This window comes from Sandarakinorhabdus sp. FBCC-B8862 (genome assembly GCF_059745315.1).
The window spans coordinates 2558651-2579814 of sequence record NZ_CM185574.1 but is presented as its reverse complement, the minus strand read 5'-3'; the positions used below and the strand labels follow the sequence as shown (position 1 = coordinate 2579814).

Genomic DNA, 21164 nt, shown 5'->3' with positions numbered 1-21164 from the left:
TCAAATGGCCGCGGATCGTGAGGGGACGACATGGGGCACGGGCGGAAAACGGGCGCGAGCAGGCGAACATGCCAGCACCGGACCCCTTGATGGGCCAACAACCGCCCCGGCCGCTGCTGGCGCTTTCGGTTGGCATCACCGGCCACCGCACGCTGGACCCGGCGGTGGAGCCGGCGCTGGCCGCAGCGATTGGCGGGGTGTTGGCCCGGCTGCGCGCCGATGTCGCCCGCATCGCCGAACAGCACCGCAACCGCTTTGCCGATGAGCCGGCGCAGCTCACGCTGATTTCGGGCCTGGCGGCGGGATCCGATCAGATTGCGGCCGAAGCAGCACTGGCCCAAGGTTATCAACTGGCCGCCGTGCTGCCGTTTGCGCCCGATACCTATGCCGGCACCATGGACGCAGCGGCGCAGGGCCGGTTGGCGAGCCTGTTGGCGCGGGCCAGCCATGTCTGGCAATCGCCGGCCGGTGCGGCGGCGGGTGACAATGCCTATGTGCTGGCCGGCGATGTCACCGTCGCTGGCTGCGACCTGTTGATCGCGGTGTGGGATGGCGAGCCTGAGCGCGGCCCTGGCGGCACCGCGGCGGTGGTGGCCGAAGCGGTGCGGCGCGGTGTGCCGGTGGTGCATGTGCCCAGCGATGGCAGCCCGCCCGAACTGCTGTGGGCCGGGCTGGATGCGGTGCCACCCGACCGGCTGCGGCTGGACACGGTGCCAGCGCAATTGCTGGACGATACCGGGCTGGCGCAGATGCTGGCCGTGCTGCTCACACCGCCGCTGCCAGCGAGCGAGGTGGATGTCTATCTGGCGGAAACCGAACAATTGCGACGCTGGCGCCTGGAATGGCCGCTGCTGCTGGCCGTCACCGGCGTGCAGGGGCTGCGTCGCGGCATGCTGCGGGCCATGCCCTATCGCGAGGCCAACCGGGATGACTGGATCGGCCATGCCGATGGCTGCACCGCCGCCGGGGTGGATGGCCGCTGCGATGACCGGCTGGAGGCGGCCTTTGCCTGGGCCGATGGCCTGGCCACCCATTATGCCCAAGTGTTCCGCAGCGGCATGGTGTTCAATTTCCTCGGCGCGGCCAGCGCCGTGGTGATGGCACTGCTGGCCGGGCTGTTGCCCGATCGCAAGATATTGCTGCTGGTGATCGAACTGCTGCTGGTTGGCTGCGTGGTGATCAACACCAGTGTGGGCACAAGGCAGGAATGGCACCGGCGCTGGCTGGATTATCGCTATCTGGCGGAAACCTTGCGGCTGCAGCGCAGCCTGCGCCTGCTGGGCGCCGCCAGCCCGCCGGGGCGCGACCTGATCGGCCCGCGCCGCTGGACCGATTGGTATGCGCTGGCCATCTGGCAGGGCCTCAGCCGCCCGCCGGCGCTGGCCGATCAGGCGGTGCTGGCGGCGCTGAACCGCCACATCGTTGCCCATGAACTGGATGGCCAGATCGCCTATCACCACCAGCTGCACCACCGCATGCATCATCTTGACCATCGGCTGCACAACATGGGCCAGATCCTGCTGATCGGCACCGCGCTGATTGGCCTGGGCACGCTGGGCGGGCTGTTGCTGGCCTATCACGCGGTGAAGCCATTCACGCCGCTGCTGGGCATGTTGTCGGCCGCGCTGCCCACGCTGGGCGGCGCGCTGTTCGGATTGCGCGCCGCCGGTGATTTTTCCGGTGCGGCCCGCCGGTCGCAAATCACCGCCGAACGCCTGTCACGGGTGGCGGCGATGCTTCGGCGCGACGGCCTGTCGCCGATGCTGGCGGCGCGCGCCGCCGAAGAGGCCGCTGCCATCATGCTGGCCGATCTGGCAGAATGGCGGTCCAGCTATGCCGATCGCAAGCTGGCGGTGCCATCCTGATCAGCTGCAGCGCATCTGGCCCGGGCTGTCGAACCGGCAGCGGCTGATCCGCCCGGCCGGCGCGCGTTTCTGGGCTTCGGCAATCCAGTCCACATAGGCGGCAACCCGTGTGTAGATGCCGGGCACATTCTTGCGGCCGCAGCCAATGCCCCAGCTGACCAGTCCGACCAGCTGATCCTGCAGCGTCAACGGCCCGCCGCTGTCGCCCTGGCACGTGTCCTGCTGCTTGTCGTCGGCCCCCACTGCACAGATGGCGCCGGGGCCCAGCGAAGGGCGATATGGCCTGATCTGCTGGCACTTGGCCTGGGCCACCGGCTTCAGCCGCCCTTCCAGCAGGTCCAGCGTGCCGCGCATCGGCTGGCCGCGCACATCCTGCACCTGGCCGGGGACATTCTCCCCGGTCTGGCCCCAGCCGGTGATCATCAGGGTGGAGGTTGGCGGCACATCGCCCGTGGCGATGGGAATGGGCGCGGCGCGGCGGGCCACGGCAAGATTGGTCTGCACCGGATCGGGCACCAGGCGGATCATCGCGATGTCATTCTGGCGGCTGCCCGACCGGCGGTAATCGCCGTGCACGATGGCGCGTTCCACCCGCATCACCGTGGCAAGGTTCAGCCGGTTGTGGCCCAGCCGCACCCGCACATCATCCAGCCCGAAGGTGAAGGTCTCGTCCTTTTCGACGAGGCAATGCGCGGCGGTGAGCGCCCATTGCGGATCACCATTGGCCGCCATCGGCCCGATCAGCACAGCGCCGCACAGATGATCCTGCTCAAAGCGCGACATGCGCTCGTAAAAGCGCTTGGTCTTGTCGGTCGGCTTCTTGTCACGGTCTTCCTTCAACGTGGCATCCGGGATCGGCAGCACGGTGTAGAATTCCAGCTGCCAGCGCACATAATCCCTTGCCGGCGTGCCGCGCACCACGCGCCGGCCAACGCGGCGGCCATCGGCATCGGTTTCCTGGGCGACGGGGGCGGGCGCAGGTGCATCATCAGCGGAGGCAGCAGCGGGAGCAGCCGGCAGCGGCAAGGCTGCATCGGGTGGCGGTGGCAGTGGCAAGGCTGCCGGCTCGGTCGGGGGCGGTTCGGCGGGCGGGGGCACCGGCTGCGCCACGGCGAGGCCGGCGGCGGCAAGCAACATCAGGCTGGCAGGCATCATGGTTGCACCCGGGCGGGAATGACCACGGCCGACCAGGCCCGGGTTTCGCCCGCCGTTCCGGCGCGGGCGGTATCGGCGCGCTGGCAGAAGTTGCGCGCCAGGGGTGACAGGCAGGCGTCAACATCGACCACATCGGTTGCGCTCTGTTCCAGCGCCGACACGTCAAGGGAGACACTGGCCGACAGGGCAACGATGCGGATATCGCCGGGATCGGTTGGGAAAATGTCCACAGCATCGCGCAGGGCATCGCCGGGGGCGACCGCCATGTCGCGCCCGCCAAAGGCCGGCAGCACCACGGTGACATCATATTTGGGCCCGATGTGGAACACATAGAGCTGGCGCGGTTCGGCAGCGCGGTTGATCAGGCCCAATCGGATCGACTGGGCCTGGCGCAGCGCCACCTGGGCTGGCGGCGGCCCGGCCGGGCAGCTGGCGGGATTATATCCGGCCGACGGCGCGTTGCTGACGGCGAGGCAAACATCGGGCCGGCTGTTGAGGCCGGTGAGCCATTGTTCAACCCGGGCGATCTTGGCCAGCGCGGTGCCCAGCAGCGGTTGCAGTGCCGGATCATCGGGCGGCGGCAGCCGGGCCAGCAGCACGCCGCCCCGGCCGGTCAGCTGCAGGCCATTGCCGGCGCGGGCCAGCCGCCAGCCGGCATTGGCATCCAGGCGCACAAAGGGGATGGCGCCGGCCACGGCGACCGCTGCCGGATCATCCACCGCCAGCGGCAGCACCGGCCCGCCGAATTCGTGGGACAATTCCCGCGCCACCAGCCGTGGCGGCAGGCTGGCCGGCGCCGGGGCATCAAGGCGCAATTCGGCCACGCTGTTGCCCACGCTGGCCACCACCGCCGTGGCCAGCGGCGCCTCTGATCCGCCCAGCGCCGCGCTGGTGGCGCCGAACAGCGCAAAGCGCGACCCCGGCGTGACCCCCAGCAGCCGCCCGCCGAGCAGCAGCCAGCGCTTGCGATCGGGCACCACCTGGAACAGCGCCACCCGGATTTCATCGCCCGACAGGCTGGCGCGCAGCGCGCCTTCGGCATGCGGGATCTGCCGGCCACCGGTGGCGACCGTCACCTCGTTCACCACTCGGGCGGCCAGATCGGCGAAACTGGCCTTCGGCGTGCTGACCAGCGCGCGGGCCAGCGCAGAGGTGAACACGCCGGCGCGCACGCCGACCTGGCCGCTGCCGTCACCCACCTCGCGGGCATCCTGGCCATCGCCGGCCGCCGCCAGATGCACACGCCAGGCGCCCAAATTGCCATATTGGGCCGGGCTGGTGGTGCGCGCGAGCCCGGTGGCATCCAGGCTGGGGGCGCTGCGGCTGGCGCTGACGCCGTCGCGGTTGGCGGTGCCGCTGTTGCAGCTGTCAAAGATGGTCACCACCCTCACCCCGCGCGACGTGGCGCTGTTGATGATGTCGCGCACCTCATTGTCGAGAATGTCGCCGGCGCTCAGTGCGGCGGGGTTGCGGGCATCATGGGGCATCAATGTGCTGTTGTAACGGCTGGCCTGATCCAGCGTCTTGCCATCGATGAAGCGCGAGCCGTGGCCGGCGAAATAGAGGATCAAGATGTCCTCCGCCCGGCTCGCCGCCACCGCGGCACGCCAGGTCTGCAGGATCGCATCGCGCGTGGCACATTGGTTGAGCAGGGTGATCGACCGCGCATCCGACACCTGGCAGCCGGACTGGACAGCGGCAAAGCGGGTGCCCAGCGCGGTGCCCAGCGCCTCGCGCATGCGGCCGGCATCGGCCACCGCACCGGCCAGATCATCAAAGCCGGCATTGGGGACCCGGGCATTGGAATAGCGATAAACATCGATGCCAACGAACACCGCCCGCACCGTTGGCGCCGCCGCCGCCGGCAGCGCCGCCAACAGCCAGAGCAGCACCAGGGCCAGCCGCCGCATCATGGCCGCCCGCGCAGCAGCACAGGCGAGGCCGCGTTGGTGAAATCGAACAAGGTCGCCTCCTGGCTGCGCGGGGCTTCGGCGCTGCCGCGCAGCACCAGGCGCACACCGCGCGTCAGGATCGGGCCGCCGCCGCGCCGCACCTCCGCCTCCAGGCTGGGCAGGCGGGCCACGGCATAGCGCAGCCATTCATCAAGGCTGATCTTGCGGTTGCCGTCCAGATCGGCCGGGCCGCCGGTGGCCGTCAGCCCCTCCCCCAATGCCGCGGTGAGCAGGCCGTGGGCGAGATTGGGATTTTCGATCGCCACATCATCGGCCTGGGTGGCGGCCAGGATGCGCATCCCCTTGTCAAACGCCAGTTGCCCAAGCCCCGGATCGCCCATCGGGCCGGGCTTGAAATCGGGCGTGTTGACCGCCGCGCCGGAATGGCAGGCATCGATGATGAAGGCGATCTCGCCGGCCTGGATGCGGCCGAGCAGCAGGGTCAGCACATCGGCGGGCAGCACCGTGGCCGGATCGGGCGCTGCATCCAGCGCCCCCCAGCGCACATCGGAGGCGAGCAGCGAGAATGTGCCATCGGGCCGGGCATGGCCATGGCCGGAAAAGCTGATGATGACGATATCATCCGGCGTGGCTTCGGCCAGCAGGCTGCCATCATGGCCGCCGCCGCGCAAAATCGCCTTGTCCTCATCCGGGTCCGTCCCGCCCAGGATCAGCAGCGCCGATGCGATATGCCCGGCGGTGACCGGGCGGCCGGGGGCGCTGGCGAGGGTGATGCGGCGCACCTCGTAACCCGGGATGGCGGCCAGCCGCTGGCTGATCAACTCGGCATCCGGCACGGCGAAATTCAGCTTCAACCGGGGTTCGGCATAATCGTTGATGCCGATGGTCAGCACATAGGCGCGGCGCGGGCGACGGGGCTGCGGCGGGGGCTGCCAATCGCGGGTGGCGGTGTCGCTTTTCACGCGGTCGGCGTTGAAGCTGTAGGCCGAGAAGATGATCGGTTTGCCGTCGGTCGGGATGGGGATGTCGAACGTCCAGCGCCGGCGCCCGTCGGGTGTGTCGGGCGGGGTGAAATTCGCTTCCCGCCAGGCCGGCAGATCGGCCGGCGGGGCCGACAGCGGATCGTCCGGGCTCTGCACGATCTGCCGGTTGTTCATCAGCAGCTTGACGCCATAGACGCCCGATGGCGTGCCGCGCACCGGGTCGCGGGTTTCGGCGGCCTCGACCTCCACCGCCACCCGGCCCGGTTCGGTGGCGCGCACCGCCGTTACCGCCACATCGGGCAGCTGGCGGTTCAGTGCTGCGACCGGCGGCACCGGATGCAGGGCGGTGGCGCAGTTGCGGGCCCGCGTGCAATCCATCAGCCGGGCGATCAGCCGCGGCTCGTAATAGTTGCGCATCAACGTCTGCGGCGGCAGAGAGCGGCCGGGCTGATCGGAAAACACCCAGCGGAACAGCTCACTGTCGGGGCCGGCATTGGTGTCATAACGGGCATCGGGCGCCACCGCGACAAAGCGGGCACCCGGCAGCAGCCGCACCGTCAACAGGATGGCGTTGCTGTTGGCATCCCAGAAACGGATGCCTTCGGTGGTGGAGGCAGACCAGATCACCGGCCGGGTGCGCATCATGCCCACGGCGGCCGCCCCGGCGAATTCCACCGGCGGCAGGGCCTTGCCGCTGGGCAGGTCAACCGCCTGGACGCGTTCCTCCATCGGGCCGCCCACCAGCAGGCGGCGGCCGGCCACCGCCATGCGCTGCGGCGAGAACACCAGGCCGGGCAGCTCGCGCAGCACCGGCTTGTCGCCGGGCGCATCGATGGTCCATTCCACCATGGTGCCATCGCCGGCGACCCACAGCTGGCGGCCATCGGGAGAGAAGTTCATCAGCCCGAAGACAATATTGGCTTCCAGTTCGAGGCCCTGCAGCGTTTCGCCCGTAGCCAGATCGGCAACCAGCAGCCGGTGGCTGCCGTCGGCCAGGCGCAGGGCATACGCAAAGCGGTCTCCCACCGGCGACATGGCGAGCAGCCGCACCAGCGAACCGGGCGGCAGGGTGAGGCCGGGCAGCTTGTGCCAGCCCCCGGCATCCAGCAGCTGGATCGCCGTGTCGGCCGGCACATTCTTGCGGCAATTGGCTTCGCCGGCCCCCAGCATGCGGCCATCGGGCATCGGCGTGACGAAACAGCGGCCATCAAAGCGGGCCAACGTTTCGCCGGTGGCGGCGCGCACGATCTGCAGCTTCTCCGCCGGCCCGTCGGCGGCTTGGTCCTGCGGATCATCGTCATCGTCCTGCGCGAACAATGCGACGCGATCATTGTCGAGCCAGGCCAGCCGGTCATAATCGCTGCTCACCGGCTTGCGCGGCAGCATCCGCCCGGTGGCCAGATCCAGCAGTTGCAGGGAAATGCTGCTGTCGCCGTCGGGTCCGTTCGGCTCGTCATTCATGGTCAGCACGGCGAGCCGCCGGTCATCGCGCGACAGTTCGGCATCGGCGATGCTGCCCAGCACCTCGCCCACCTTCATGGCGCGCAACTGGCCATCGGCACCCTTCAGGGCAAAGGCGCGGCCGTCGCGCACCATCTGGGTGCGGCCATCGGGTGACTGCGGCAGCGCCGGCAGATAGCGCAGGCCATCCTCCCGCGACATGTCCGCGTCGGAGCCATATACGGCCTGCAGCGCATCAAGCCACTTCTGGATGCGGGTCTGGAAATTCTCTCCAGCAGCCAGTGCCGGGCGCGGCGCATCGGGGGCGACGCGCACGCTGCGGGTTGCCACATCGACGATGTAGCGCCGGCCACCGACCAGCGTTTCGACATTGGTGTCGAGCACTTCGCCGGTGATGATCAGCTGGCGGCCGTCGGGCGACAGGCGCATGTCGCTGAGCGTCATCGCGTCCACCACCGCGGTGGTGGCGGCGGGCAGGCGCAACCGGTCGAGGATGATGCCCTGCGCCACATCCCAGAGCAGCAGTTCGTGCGGAATGCCCGATGCCGTCCAGATGTGGCGGCCATCGCGGGACCAGGCGGCGACATCGATGCCGGCCTCGCTCACCGCCTGCACGACGATTTTGGGTTGCACGGCCGGCAGCGGCTGGGCCAGTGCCGGCCCCGCCATCATCCCCAGCAACCATGCCAGCCAACGCCATCTCATGCCGGGCAGCATCCTGATTTCCCCATCCTTAAGGATAGTGCGGGGCCGATTCGGGCAAGTCAACGCCTGGTGCGATGATTGACGACGCGCCGGCGGATGGCATGATGACGGCAACAGACCGGGCAAGGCCGGCGGCGATTGGGGGGATGATGATGCGCAGACGGATGTTGACGGTGCTGGCCCTGGGCACAGCAGGCGTGCTGGCTGGCTGCGGGCAGCAGCAGCCGGTGCCGGCCAAGCCCGACACTGTGCCGCTCGCCGAATTTCCGGAGCGAGTATATTGGGGCGACACCCATCTTCACACCAGCAATTCGGTGGATGCCTTCGGCTTTGGCGTGCGCCTGGGCCCCGAAGACGCGCTGCGCTTTGCCCGCGGTGAGGAGGTGACCGCCACCACCGGCATGAAGGCCAAGCTGGCGCGGCCGCTGGATTTCCTGGTTGTGACCGATCACGCCGAAGGGCTGGGCGCCACCAAGGCGCTGGCCGACGCGCCGCGCCTGCTGATCCGCGACGAACGCATGCGGCGCTGGCACGACATGATGAACGATGGCCCGGCCCAGTCGCAGCGTGCGATGGCCGAAATCCTGGATGCGCGCGGCCGTAACGATCTGCCCGAAGCCATGCTGAACCAATCGGGCACCGCCGAGCGCACCAAGACGGTGTGGAACGGCAATGCCGATGCGGTGGAGCGCTATAACGAACCGGGCAAGTTCACCGCCTTCCACGGTTTTGAATATACGTTGATGCAGGGCGGCAACAATCTGCACCGCAACATCATCTTCCGCGACGGTGGCGACAAGGTGCGCACCGTGGTGCCGATCGACCCCACCTACAAGGCGACGCCGGACGAGATCTGGAATTACATGGAAGCCTATGAAAAGGCGACCGGCGGCCGCGTGCTGTCGATCCCGCACAACAGCAATCTTTCAAACGGGCTGATGTTTGAAATGACCATGCCGGGCGGCGGCCCGATGACGGCGGCGTATGCCAAGCGGCGGGCCAGGCTGGAACCGGTGGTGGAAATCACCCAGATCAAGGGCGACAGCGAATCCCACCCCTATCTGTCGCCCAACGATGAATTTGCCGGCTATGGCGATGCCGGCTGGGAACTGAACAACCTGCTGGGCAACGAAGACAAGAAGCCCAGCATGTATGCCGGCGAATATGTGCGCGAGGCGCTGAAGCGCGGGCTGCTGCTGGAAGCCCAGATGGGGGTGAACCCCTATAAGTTCGGCGTGATCGGATCGACCGACAGCCACACCGCCCTGTCGACGGCGGATGAGGACAATTTCTTCGGCAAGCACAGCGGCAACGAACCCCGGCCGGAACGGGCAATGGCGCCGCAGAACCTGGGCACCCGCAAGGGCCGCTTTGGCTGGCATTATCTGGCCAGCGGCTATGCTGCGGTGTGGGCGCGCGCCAACACCCGCGCCGCCATCTTCGATGCGATGGAACGGCGCGAGGTTTATGCCAGCACTGGGCCGCGCATCACCGTGCGCTTCTTCGGCGGCTGGGATTTCAAGGCCGATGATCTGAAGGGCGATTGGGTGCGCGCCGGCTATGCGCGCGGGGTGCCCATGGGCGGAGAGCTTGCGCTCCGCCCCAACCAGAAAGCTGGCGGAGAGTTGAAAGCGGCCAAGGGCAGCCCGCGCTTCATCATTTCGGCGCTGAAGGATCCGCAGGGCGCCAATCTTGACCGTGTGCAGGTGGTGAAGGGCTGGGTCGACAAGGCCGGCAAGAGCCAGGAGCGCGTGTATGACGTGGCGTGGAGCAGCCCGGACAGCCGCAAGCCGGTGGCCGGCAAGCTGCCGCCGGTGGGCGACACGGTGGATGTGGCAACCGCCAGTTACAAGAACAGCATTGGGGCGGCCACGCTGAACACGGTGTGGACCGATCCCGACTTCGATCCGGCGGCGCGGGCCTTTTATTATCTGCGGGTGCTCGAAATCCCGACGCCCAGCTGGCCGGCCTATGACGCGGTGCGTTACAAGCTGAAGCTGCCGCCCGAGGTGCGGGTGAAGGCGCAGGAACGCGCCTATACCTCGCCGATCTGGTATACGCCGGCCTGACGAACAGGTCGCAGGAAGGGCAATTGCATGAGTTGGCGATCCCGCGCCGGCGCAATCCTGCGCGAACCGCTGGTGCATTTTCTGGCCGCTGGCGCGCTGGTGTTCGTCGTGATGGCCGGCCGCGCGCCCGATGTGGGCGAGCGGCGCATCGTGGTGGATGAAGCCGTGGTCGCCGGCCTGGTGGAGCATCATCTGCGCGCCTTCCGCCGCCCGCCCACCGCGGCCGAGCTGGATGATCTGATCCGCGACCATGTCCGCACCGAGGTCTATTATCGCGAGGCCCTCGCGCTGGGGCTGGACCGGGATGACGATGCGGTGAAAAAGCGGCTGCGCAACAAGATGCTGGCCATCGCCGCTGCCCGCGCAGAAGCCGCCGTGCCCAGCGAGGCGGAGCTTCAGGCCGTGCTGGACAAGGACCCGGCCCGCTATGCCCGTCCGGCGCGTTACTGGCTGCAGCAGCGCTTTGTCGGTGATGACACGCCGGCCAACCGCGCCGCCGCGACGGCAGCTGTGGCAGCCCTCAACGCCGGCCAGACCCCGGCGCTGGCCAGCCAGCCGCTGCCCCTGCCCGGCCGGTTCGCCGATGCGGGCGCAGATGCGCTGGCGGCGGAGTTTGGCGATGATTTTGCCGCCAGCCTGGCGCGCCAGCCGGCCGGGCGCTGGGTGGGGCCGGTGGCATCGGGCTTTGGTCTGCACCTGGTGCGGGTGGAGCGCCGGGTTGATCCGCCCCGCCCCACCCTGGCCGATGTGCGCCAGCGCGTGGAGAATGACTGGCGCCGCGCCGCCATCGCCGCCGCTGAGGAGGCGGATCTGAAGGCGCTGATGGCCAAATATGATGTGGTGATCGAGCCGGTGACATGATCCGCCTGGCGCTGGCCCTGTTGTTGCTGTGGCTGGCCGGCCCGGCCCGCGCCGACGAGCTGCGCCCCTTTTACCTGGAGCTGAAGGAAAGCAGCGCCGGCCAATGGGATGTGCTGTGGAAGGCGCCGGTGCTGGGCGGGGTGGCCGGGCGCGGCCGGCCGCTGTTGCCGCCCACGTGCAAGCTGGCGCTGAACCCGCCACAGCTGGTGGGCGGCGCGCTGGTGGCCAGTGGCAAGGCCCGTTGCAGCGCGCCGCTGGCCGGCACCCGTGTCGGCGTGGCCGGTCTCGCCCCCGGCAGCCCTGATGGCCTGCTGCGCATCGCGCCGTTGGGCCAGCCGGTGCTGGCGGCGCAGCTGCGCGCCGATGCGCCCAGCCTGATCATCGCCGGCCAGCCCAGCCGCTGGCAGGTGGCGCAAACCTATGGCGTGATCGGCGTTGAGCATATTCTGGGCGGCATCGATCATCTGCTGTTCGTGGTGGCGCTGGTGCTGCTGTTGCGCCGCGGCTGGCCGGTGGTGGCCGCCGCCACCGCCTTCACCATCGCCCATTCGATCACGCTGGCCGGCACCACGCTTGGCCTGTTCGGCCTGCCGCAGGCGCCGGTGGAGGCGGTGATTGCACTGTCGATCATCTTCCTTGCCGTGGAGATCGTGAAGGCCGAGCCCGGCCGGCCGCGCCTGTCGGAACGCTGGCCGTGGGTGGTGTCCTTCTTGTTCGGGCTTTTGCACGGCTTCGGCTTTGCCGGCGCGCTGCGTGAGGTTGGGCTGCCGCAGGGGGAGGTGCCGATGGCGCTGCTGGCCTTCAACCTGGGGGTCGAGGCGGGGCAATTGCTGATCATTGCCGCCGCCGCAAGCGCGCTGGCGCTGCTGCGCCGGCTGGCCCCGGCGGCGCTGCGCCCGGCGCTGCTGGCCAGCGCCTATGGCATTGGCAGCATTGCCAGCTATTGGTTCATCGAACGCCTGTTACTGTGACCGGCAAAGGAGCCTGCCCACATGACCATGTCCCGCGAAATCCGCCTGGCCAGCCGCCCGGTTGGCGTGCCCGCCGCCGCCAATTTTGAACTGGCTGCCCGCGAACTGCCCGCCCCCGGCCCCGGTGAGGTGCTGGTGGAAAACAAGTGGATGTCTGTCGATCCCTATATGCGCGGCCGCATGTATGACCGGCCCAGCTATGTGCCGCCGTTCGCCATTGGCGAGGCGCTGCAGGGCGGCGCCATCGGCGTGGTGACGGCCAGCAATTCCGATGCGCTCAAGGTTGGCGACGTCGTCTCCTCCATGTTCGGCTGGCGGGAGGCGTTTGTGGCCCCGGCCGCCGCGCTGCAGAAACTGGACGTGCCGCCCGGCGTGCCGCTGCAGGCGTTCCTGGGCGTGCTCGGCATGCCCGGCCTCACCGCCTGGGCCGGCCTTACCCAGATCGGCAAACCCAAGCCCGGAGACACGGTGTTTGTTTCGGGCGCGGCAGGCGCGGTGGGCAGCATCGTGGCGCAGGTCGCCAAGCTGAAGGGCTGCACCGTGGTGGCCAGCGCCGGCAGCGATGACAAGTGCGACTGGCTGCGGAGCCTGGGCATCGATCATGTCATCAATTATCGCACCTGCGGCAATCTTCTGGCCGCCGTGCAGGCCGCAGCGCCCAAGGGCATCGATGTCTATTTCGACAATGTCGGCGGCGAGCATCTGGAGGTGGCCATCGAAGTCGCCCGGCCGTTCGCCCGGCTGGTCGAATGCGGCATGATCGCCAGCTACAACGACACAGAACCCACGCCCGGCCCGCGCAACATCATCCAGGTCGTCGGCAAGTCGCTCACCATGCGCGGCTTCATCGTGATCGAATTCCAGGGCCTGCAGGCCGAATTTGCCGCCGAAGTGGGCGGCTGGATCGCGTCCGGCCAGCTGAAGTGGCAGGACACGGTGATGGAAGGGATCGAGAATGCCCCGGCGGCCTTCATCGGCCTGTTCGAGGGCAAGAACACCGGCAAGATGGTGGTGAAGCTGTAAGGGCAGTTCAGACCAGGACCAAAGCCGCTCATGCCGAGCTTGTCGAGGCACGCACCAAAGCCGGTCGGTGCCTCGACAAGCTCGGCATGAGCGGATCGTGATGGTTTGGCGGGTTATCCCACAGGCCGCCGGGCGTTCAGCGCCAGCGCCAGCGTGCCTTCATCGAGATAATCAAGCTCGCCGCCCATTGGCAGGCCCTGGGCCAGCTGGCTGACCTTCACCCCTGTCGGCCGCAGCGCGTCGGCGACATAGTGCATGGTCGCCTGCCCTTCCATCGTGGCCGACAGCGCCAGCACCACCTCCCGCACCAGCCCGTCGCTGGCGCGCATCACCAGCGAGGCGATGGCCAGATCCTCGGGCCCGATGCCATCCAGCGCCGAAAGCCGCCCGCCCAGCACATGATAGCGGCCGGAAAACAGATGCTTGCCATCCAGCGCCCACAGATCGGCGACATCGGCGACCACGCACAACAGCCCGGCATCGCGGCGCGGATCGCGGCAGATGGCGCAGGGGTCGCTGGTTTCGACATTGCCGCAGGTGGAGCACACCACCAGATTGGCGGTGACCGCCTGCAACGCCTCCAGCAGCGGAAACAGCGCCACTTCGCGCCGCTTGATCAGGTGCAACACTGCCCGCCGCGCCGAACGCGGGCCCAGCCCTGGCAGGCGGGCCAGGGCGGCGGTGAGGGCATCAATCTCGGGCGAGGCCATGGCCCCTTATGGTGACAGATTTTTACCGGCGCAACCGGTCTGGATTTTGACACGAATTGCGCAGGGGACGGGCTTTTCGCGCTGCACCATCTGGGCTAGACCTGCGACAACTTGTCAAAAAACCCGCACAACGTGGAGACCGCACATGACCGCCATCGGGCAGGACAGCCTCAACACCCGCCGCACCCTGAAGGCCGGCGGCAAGGATTATGCCTATTACAGCCTGGAGGCGGCCGCCGCCACGCTGGGCGATGTGTCGCGCCTGCCCTATTCAATGAAGGTGCTGCTGGAAAATCTGCTGCGCTTTGAAGATGGCAGCACGGTCACCACCGCCGATGTGCAGGCCGTGGTGGATTGGCAGGCCACCCGCACCTCCACCCACGAGATCAATTATCGCCCGGCGCGCGTGCTGATGCAGGATTTCACCGGCGTGCCCTGCGTGGTTGATCTTGCCGCCATGCGCGATGCCATCACCAAACTGGGCGGCGATCCGATGAAGATCAACCCGCTGGTGCCGGTGGATCTGGTGATCGATCACAGCGTGATGGTGGACGAATTCGGCAACCCCACCGCGTTCGAAGACAATATGGCGCTGGAATATGCCCGCAACCTCGAACGCTATGAGTTCCTGCGCTGGGGTTCGAAATCGCTGCGCAACTTCCGCGTGGTGCCGCCGGGCACCGGCATCTGCCACCAGGTGAACCTGGAATATCTTGCCAAGACCGTGTGGAGCAGCGAAGACGCCTCTGGCGCGATGGTCGCCTATCCCGACACCTGCGTGGGGACGGACAGCCACACCACGATGATCAACGGCCTCGGCGTGCTGGGCTGGGGCGTGGGCGGCATTGAGGCGGAGGCCGCCATGCTGGGCCAGCCGGTCTCCATGCTGATCCCCGAAGTTGTCGGTTTCAAGCTCACCGGCACGTTGCCGGAAGGCGTGACCGCCACCGATCTGGTGCTCACCGCCACCCAGATGCTGCGCAAGAAGGGCGTGGTCGGCCGCTTTGTCGAATATTTCGGCCCGGGCCTCGATGCCCTCACGCTGGCCGATCGCGCCACCCTGGCCAACATGGCACCCGAATATGGCGCCACCTGCGGCTTCTTCCCGGTCGATGCCAAGACGATCGATTATCTGGTGCTGTCGGGCCGCGATGCCGACACCGTGGCGCTGGTCGAAGCCTATGCACGCGCGCAGGGCCTGTGGCGGGAGGCGGACACGCCCGATCCCGTCTTCACCGATGTGCTGGAACTGGATTTGTCGACCGTGCTGCCCAGCCTCGCCGGCCCGCGCCGCCCGCAGGACAAGGTGCTGCTGTCGGATGCCAAGCCGGCGTTCGAAAAGGAACTGGCCGGCGGCTATGGCAAGGCGGACAAGATGGAACAGCGTGCGGCCGTTGCCGGCGCCAATTATGACATCGGCCATGGCGATGTCGTGATCGCCGCCATCACCAGCTGCACCAACACCTCCAACCCCAGCGTGCTGGTCGCCGCCGGCCTCGTTGCCCGCAAGGCGCGCGCCCTGGGCCTCAAGAACCAGCCCTGGGTGAAGACCAGCTTTGCCCCCGGTTCCAAGGTGGTGACCGATTATTTCGAGAAATCGGGCCTTGCCGCCGACATGGACGCGCTGGGCTTCAACCTGGTTGGCTATGGCTGCACCACCTGCATCGGCAATTCGGGCCCGCTGCCGGAACCGATTTCCGATGCGATCAACGGCAATGACATCGTCGCCGCCTCCGTGCTGTCGGGCAACCGCAACTTCGAAGGCCGCGTGAGCCCGGACGTGAAGGCCAATTATCTGGCCAGCCCGCCGCTGGTCGTCGCCTATGCGCTGGCCGGCACGATGCGCAAGGACCTGACCAAGGAGCCGATCGGCGAGGGCAGCAATGGCCCCGTCTATCTGAAGGATATCTGGCCGACCAATGCCGAGGTTGCCGGCATGGTGATGGCCAATGTCACGCCAGAAATGTTCGCCAGCCGTTATGCCAATGTGTTCGATGGCGATGCGCGCTGGCAGGCGGTGCAGGTGGAAGGCGGCGCCACCTACAAGTGGAACATGAGCAGCACCTATGTGCAGAACCCGCCTTATTTCGAAGGCATGACGATGACGCCCAGCCCGGTGGCCGACATCGTGGGCGCCCGCGCGCTGGCCATGTTTGCCGATTCGATCACCACCGATCACATCAGCCCGGCCGGCAGCATCAAGGAAGCCAGCCCGGCCGGCAAATATCTGACCGAACGCCAGGTGACCAAGGCCGAGTTCAATTCCTATGGCGCCCGCCGCGGCAACCACGAGGTGATGATGCGCGGCACCTTCGCCAACATCCGCATCAAGAACGAGATGGTGCCGGGCGTGGAAGGCGGCGTGACGCGCCATGTGCCAACCGGCGCACAAATGGCGATCTATGATGCCGCCATGGCCTACAAGGCGGATGGCACGCCGCTCGTCGTCATCGCCGGCAAGGAATATGGCACCGGCTCCAGCCGCGACTGGGCGGCCAAGGGCACGACGCTTCTGGGCGTGCGCGCCGTGGTGGCCGAAAGCTTCGAGCGCATCCACCGCTCCAACCTGGTCGGCATGGGTGTGTTGCCGCTGGAATTCGCCGCCGGCACCGATCGCAAGACCGTGGGCCTCACCGGCGATGAGCTGTTCGAGATCACCGGCCTGTCGGCCCTGAAGCCGCGTCAGACCATCGAGGTGCGCTTCACCCGTGCCGATGGGTCGTCGGGCAGCTTCGCGGCGCTGTGCCGGATCGATACCGAACAGGAGCTGGAATATTATTACGCTGGCGGCATCCTGCCCTACGTGCTGCGCAACCTGGCGGCCTGATGGACTGGCAAACGCTGGGCATCGAGTCGGCGGGCTGGATCGGGGCGGTGCTGGTGCTGGCGGGCTATGGCCTGGCCAGTGCCGGCCGCCTCGACGGCCGCTCGCCGCTGTTCCAGTGGTTGAACCTCGTCGGTGCCGCCGGGTTCGTGATCAACACCGCATATCATGGCGCCATCCCGTCGATGGTGCTCAACATCATCTGGTGCGGCATCGCCATCGTCACTCTGGCCCGCCGCAAGGTCTAGGCGCGTTCGAACAGACTGCCCTTGATCCGGCCCCATTGCACCACCGGCCAGCCGCGCGCCGCTGCCATGGCGGCCAGTTCGTTCGACGGGTTCACGCACAACACCCGCCCACCGCGTTCCAGCGCCAGGTCGAAACAGGGCTGATCGCTGTGGTGATCGCTGGTGAAATGCACCACGGCGTCGCCCTGCGCCTGGCGGCCCAGCCACTGCTCCACCGCCACCCGCTTGGCCGCGCCATAGCAATTGTCGCCATCCAGCCGGCTCAGCAGCCAGTCGCCATCCCGCACCGCCTCGGTCGCCACCACATCCGCCACGCCCAGCCGGGCGGCGATGGCGCGGACATAGAATCCATGGCTGGCCGATGCGATCAGCAGCCGGCGGCCGGCGCCGGCATCGGCGGCCAGTGCGGCGCGTGCCGGCGCCAGCGCATGGACCGCCACGAATGCATCGGCAAAGCGCGCCGCCACCGCCTCCATATGTGCCGCCCGCACCCGGTCGCCGATCAACCAGCGGTGGGACCAGCTCTTGATGCCCCCGCGCGACATCAACCCGGCGGCATAGGCCAGCCCGCCCAGCGCCACCAGCGGCAGCAGCAGCACCCGCCACGGTGCCTGCGTGCGCAGCCAGAAGCGGATGAAATGCGCCCAGCTGCCGGTATCGGTCAGCGTGCGGTCCAGATCATAAACCGCAATTTCGGTGCGATTGGAGGTCATTGTTCCCCTTGGCTTTTGCCGTGCCATAGCCCAGTTTGGCCGCCATGGGCAGCATGAGCTGGGCAAAGGCAGAGGATGGCAGCGCACTGGCGCGGCTGTCTGGCCGGCTGACCATCGATGATGTGGCAACGCTTGCCGCCGATCTGGCCGCAACGCCGCCGGCCGCGCCCGGCCTGGTCATCGATCTGGCCGGTGTCACCGCCATTGATACCGCCGGGGCCTGGGCGGTGAACAACACCGCCATGCACTGGCAGGCGGCCGGCCATAGCGCCCGCATCACCGGCGCGCTGCCTGCCGTTGACCGGCTGGTGCAAAGCCTCAAGGCCCCGCCGCCGGCGATGCCGGTGCGGCCCGATCCCGGCAATCCGGTGCTGGCGCGCGTGGCCCGCGTCGGCGCGGCCCTGATCCACCAGGCCCGCAACATCGGCGCCTTCCTGGCCTTTCTTGGGCAAACCTTGCAGGTGCTCGGCGGCACGCTGATCGGGCGCCGACGGCTGCGCTGGCATGCCGTGGTGCACCAGGCCGAAGCGGTTGGCGTCAACGCGCTGGGCATCATCGCGCTGCTGCTGTTCCTGGTCGGCCTGGTCGTCGCGCAGCAGGGTGCGGTGCAGCTGCGCCAGTTCGGGGCGGAGGTGTTCACCGTAAACCTCATCGGCCGTGCCACCACGCGGGAACTGGGCATATTGCTCACCGCCATCATGGTTGCCGGCCGGTCCGGATCGGCCTTTGCCGCCCAGATCGGCTCGATGAAGCTCAACCAGGAGGTGGATGCCTTGAAAACCATCGGCCTTGATCCGATTGAGGTGCTGGTGGTGCCTCGTGTCATTGCCTGCTCGCTGATGCTGCTCGGCCTCGCCTTCTATGGCGGGTTGTGGGCGCTGGTGGGCGGCGGGCTGTTTGCCTGGGTCGATCTCAAGATGCCGCCTTCGGCCTATGTCACCCGGCTGCAGGAGGTGATCATGATGTCCGATTTCGTGGTCGGCATGATCAAGGCGCCGGTGTTTGGCTTCATCATCGCGCTGATGGGCTGTTTCCAGGGCATGCAGGTCACCGGCAACGCCGAATCGGTGGGCCAGCGCACCACGCAGGCGGTGGTGGAGGCCATCTTCGTGGTGATCGTGTTCGATGCCTTCTTCGCCGTCTTCTTCAGCGCGCTGGGGTATAATTGATGCTCAGCCCGACCCTGCCCGATGGAGAGGATGTGGCGCTGCGCATCCGCGGGCTGGTCACTGGCTTTGGCGAGCAGCTGCTGCACAAGGGGCTTGATCTCGATGTCCGCCGCGGCGAGGTCCTCGGGCTGGTCGGCGGTTCGGGCAGCGGCAAATCGGTGCTGCTGCGCGCCATCATCGGGCTGCAGCCGGTGCGCGCCGGCCATGTCGAAATCTTTGGCCAGGATGCGCTTGATCCCGATCCGGCCCTGCGCCGCGCCCTGCGCCGGCAATGGGGCGTGCTGTTCCAGGATGGCGCGCTGTTTTCCGGCCTCACCGTGTCGGAAAACATCCAGGTGCCGATGCGCGAATATCTGCAGCTGTCGGAACCGATCATGGCGGCATTGTCCACCGCACGGTTGCGCCAGGTCGGCCTGCCGCCCGATGCCTGCCCGAAATATCCATCCGAACTGTCGGGCGGGATGCGCAAACGCGCCGGCCTGGCCCGCGCCCTGGCGCTGGATCCGCCGCTGTTGTTCCTTGATGAGCCCACCGCCGGGCTCGATCCGATCTCGGCCGCCGCCTTCGACACGCTGGTGCGCTTGCTGGCCGACACGCTGGGGCTCACCCTGTTCCTCATCACCCATGATCTCGACACGCTGGTCAGCATTTGTGACCGGGTGGCCGTGCTGGGCGAAGGACGGGTGCTGGCCTGTGGCACGGTGGACGAACTGCGCCGGTTCGACCATCCTTGGGTGCAGCAATATTTTGGCGGTCCGCGCGGGCGGGCGGCAATCGGAAAGCAGGCCTGATGGAAAATCGCAGCAATCAGGTGATCGTCGGCAGCGTGGCGCTGGCCATGGTGGTTGGCATATTGGTCATGATCCTGTGGCTGTCCCGCTATTCGGGCGTCGAACGCAAGCAATATGACATCCTGTTCCATGAATCGATTTCCGGCCTGGCGCTGGGATCGCCGGTGCAGTTCAACGGTGTCAGCGTTGGCAAGATCAGCGAGATCAGGCTGCTGCCCGATCAACCCGATGTGGTGCGGGTGCGCGTGGCCATCGATGCCTCCGTGCCGGTGCTGGAGGGCACGACGGCGGGCATCGAAGGCGTGGGCTTCACTGGCGTGTCGCAGGTGCAGCTGCAGGGTGCCATGTCGGGCAGCCGGGCAATCACGAAAACAGGGCCGTGGGGCGTCCCACTGATCCCGCCGCGCGGGGGCGGGTTCAGCGATCTGCTGACCACCGCGCCGGTGGTGCTGAAGAACGTCGCCCGCCTCACCGAGCGGTTGAATGATGTGCTGAAGGATGAAAACCGCGCCGCGCTGGCGGGCATCCTGAAAAACACCGATATCGCCACCGCCGCGCTGGCCAAGGGTGCACCCGATTTGGCCGCCGCCCTTTCCGAAGCGCGCACCACCATGACCCAGGCCACCGCCACGCTGCAGCGGATCGAGGCGCTTACCCAATCTGGGCAGAGCCTGGTCGACAGTGAGATCCGTCCGTTGACCAGCGATCTCAGGCGCACTGTGGCCCGCACCGAAACCACGCTGGCCCGTGTGGAGGCACTGGCCGCCAGCGCCCAGCCTGGGGTGGAGATGCTGTCGAACCAGACGGTGCCCGAAACCACCCAGCTGATCCGCGAGCTGCGCGAGGCCACCAGCCGGCTGGGCGCCATCGCCGCCAAGCTGGATGAAGATCCGGCCGGCGCTCTGCTCGGCGGCCGCCGCCTGCCCGAATATCAGCCCCCGAAGGAACCGCGCCCATGACGAAGCTGTTTGTGCCGGCAATGGCCGCGCTGCTGCTGGCCGGCTGTGGCCCGCTGGTGCAGCTGGGCGGCAACAGCCCGGCCCCGGCCACGCTGCTGGTGCTGCGCGCCGCCGCGCCGCCGCCCAGCTGGGCCGGCCCCACACCACTGGCCGAAACCCTGGCTGTTGCCGTGCCCGATGTGCCGGCCGAACTGCAGACGCTGCGCCTGCCTGTGCAGGTGGGGGCGGCCGGCGTGCAATATCTGGCGGGCGCCAGCTGGACCGAACAGCCCAACCGCCAGTTCCAGCGCCTGCTGGCCGATACGCTGGCCGGCGCCGGCGTGCCAGTGCTCGATACGCGCTCCGGCACCGTCTCCCCGGCCCGGGCGCTGACCGGCCATTTGCGCGAATTCGGCCTGGATGTGCGTGGGGGCCCAGTGGTGCGCGTGCGCTATGATGCCCAGCTCGCCGGCCCGCGCGGCGGCGGCACCGTGGCACTGCGCAGCTTTGTCGCCGAAGAAGCGGTGGCGAGCCAGCAACCCGAAGCCGTCGCAACTGCCCTCAATCGCGCCGCCAACCGCCTCGCCACCGACGTCGCCGCCTGGGTGAAGGGCTGAAAGAACGGTTCCTCCCCCTTTGGGGGAGGTGCCCGGAGGGCGGAGGGGGCAGAGAGGACCGCGCGCGCCAGCCCCCTCCGCCGCCCTGCGGCCGGCACCTCCCCCAATGGGGGAGGATGTTCAAACCCACCCAAATAACCGGTTGCCC

Annotated in this window: 16 protein-coding genes; 11 read left to right on the top strand and 5 right to left on the bottom strand. The window is 68.0% G+C overall.

Annotated elements, in window-relative coordinates:
* Positions 1–89 precede the first annotated feature (89 nt).
* The gene (locus AC6BOR_RS12460) at positions 90–1865 is read left to right on the top strand and encodes a hypothetical protein (RefSeq protein ID WP_498058714.1); all 1776 of its coding nucleotides are present in this window, start codon (positions 90–92) and stop codon (positions 1863–1865) included.
* On the opposite strand, the gene AC6BOR_RS12455 is transcribed toward AC6BOR_RS12460, so the two are convergent.
* The 3 genes from AC6BOR_RS12455 to AC6BOR_RS12445 are packed head-to-tail and all read right to left on the bottom strand — an operon-like array spanning position 1866 to position 8082.
* Positions 1866–3020: a serine protease gene (locus AC6BOR_RS12455; RefSeq protein ID WP_498058713.1), complete on the bottom strand. Its 1155-nt coding sequence runs from the start codon at positions 3018–3020 to the stop codon at positions 1866–1868. It abuts the gene before it with no gap.
* Positions 3017–4933, bottom strand: coding sequence for a caspase family protein (locus AC6BOR_RS12450; protein ID WP_498058712.1), 1917 nt, complete (start codon positions 4931–4933; stop codon positions 3017–3019). The genes AC6BOR_RS12455 and AC6BOR_RS12450 overlap by 4 nt, the downstream gene beginning before the upstream one ends.
* Positions 4930–8082, bottom strand: coding sequence for a caspase family protein (locus AC6BOR_RS12445; RefSeq protein WP_498058711.1), 3153 nt, complete (start codon positions 8080–8082; stop codon positions 4930–4932). Before AC6BOR_RS12445 ends, AC6BOR_RS12450 begins: the two co-directional genes overlap by 4 nt.
* 74 nt (positions 8083–8156) lie before the next feature.
* Here AC6BOR_RS12445 and AC6BOR_RS12440 point away from each other — a divergent pair, with 74 nt between their 5' ends.
* Genes AC6BOR_RS12440 through AC6BOR_RS12425 form a run of 4 tightly spaced genes read left to right on the top strand, consistent with a single transcriptional unit; the run spans position 8157 to position 13006 of the window.
* Complete coding sequence (locus AC6BOR_RS12440; RefSeq protein WP_498058710.1) at positions 8157–10151, top strand: DUF3604 domain-containing protein; 1995 nt, start codon at positions 8157–8159, stop codon at positions 10149–10151.
* Between the two features lie 27 nt (positions 10152–10178).
* Positions 10179–11012, top strand: a complete 834-nt coding sequence (locus tag AC6BOR_RS12435) for a peptidyl-prolyl cis-trans isomerase (RefSeq protein ID WP_498058709.1) — start codon at positions 10179–10181, stop codon at positions 11010–11012.
* A complete protein-coding gene (locus tag AC6BOR_RS12430) occupies positions 11009–11983 on the top strand; it encodes a HupE/UreJ family protein (RefSeq protein ID WP_498058708.1) in 975 nt (324 codons plus the stop codon). Before AC6BOR_RS12435 ends, AC6BOR_RS12430 begins: the two co-directional genes overlap by 4 nt.
* Positions 11984–12004: 21 nt before the next feature.
* Positions 12005–13006 (top strand): NADP-dependent oxidoreductase, encoded by a 1002-nt coding sequence (locus AC6BOR_RS12425; protein WP_498058707.1) that lies wholly within the window; start codon positions 12005–12007, stop codon positions 13004–13006.
* 113 nt (positions 13007–13119) lie between these two features.
* Here the strand turns inward: AC6BOR_RS12425 and recR are convergent, their stop codons facing one another.
* Positions 13120–13716, bottom strand: coding sequence for a recombination mediator RecR (gene recR / locus AC6BOR_RS12420; RefSeq protein ID WP_498058706.1), 597 nt, complete (start codon positions 13714–13716; stop codon positions 13120–13122).
* Positions 13717–13861: 145 nt separating this feature from the next.
* Here recR and acnA point away from each other — a divergent pair, with 145 nt between their 5' ends.
* Together acnA and AC6BOR_RS12410 are read left to right on the top strand one after the other, a co-directional pair.
* On the top strand, positions 13862–16543 hold the full coding sequence (gene acnA / locus AC6BOR_RS12415; RefSeq protein ID WP_498058705.1) for an aconitate hydratase AcnA: 2682 nt from the start codon (positions 13862–13864) through the stop codon (positions 16541–16543).
* On the top strand, positions 16543–16788 hold the full coding sequence (locus AC6BOR_RS12410; protein WP_498058704.1) for a CBU_0592 family membrane protein: 246 nt from the start codon (positions 16543–16545) through the stop codon (positions 16786–16788). The genes acnA and AC6BOR_RS12410 overlap by 1 nt, the downstream gene beginning before the upstream one ends.
* Here the strand turns inward: AC6BOR_RS12410 and AC6BOR_RS12405 are convergent.
* Positions 16785–17501, bottom strand: coding sequence for an HAD family hydrolase (locus AC6BOR_RS12405; protein WP_498058703.1), 717 nt, complete (start codon positions 17499–17501; stop codon positions 16785–16787). The two genes, AC6BOR_RS12410 and AC6BOR_RS12405, sit on opposite strands and share 4 nt — an antisense overlap.
* Positions 17502–17554: 53 nt before the next feature.
* On the opposite strand from AC6BOR_RS12405, the gene AC6BOR_RS12400 reads away from it, so the two are divergent.
* From AC6BOR_RS12400 to AC6BOR_RS12385, 4 genes are read left to right on the top strand one after another with little or no spacing between them, the layout of a single operon-like run.
* Positions 17555–18670: an ABC transporter permease gene (locus AC6BOR_RS12400; protein ID WP_498058702.1), complete on the top strand. Its 1116-nt coding sequence runs from the start codon at positions 17555–17557 to the stop codon at positions 18668–18670.
* A complete protein-coding gene (locus AC6BOR_RS12395; RefSeq protein WP_498058701.1) occupies positions 18670–19461 on the top strand; it encodes an ABC transporter ATP-binding protein in 792 nt (263 codons plus the stop codon). Before AC6BOR_RS12400 ends, AC6BOR_RS12395 begins: the two co-directional genes overlap by 1 nt.
* Positions 19461–20420 carry an MlaD family protein gene (locus AC6BOR_RS12390; RefSeq protein WP_498058700.1) on the top strand — a complete coding sequence of 320 codons (960 nt, stop codon included), beginning with the start codon at positions 19461–19463 and terminating at the stop codon, positions 20418–20420. The genes AC6BOR_RS12395 and AC6BOR_RS12390 overlap by 1 nt, the downstream gene beginning before the upstream one ends.
* Positions 20417–21016: an ABC-type transport auxiliary lipoprotein family protein gene (locus AC6BOR_RS12385; RefSeq protein ID WP_498058699.1), complete on the top strand. Its 600-nt coding sequence runs from the start codon at positions 20417–20419 to the stop codon at positions 21014–21016. Before AC6BOR_RS12390 ends, AC6BOR_RS12385 begins: the two co-directional genes overlap by 4 nt.
* Positions 21017–21164: the final 148 nt, after the last annotated feature.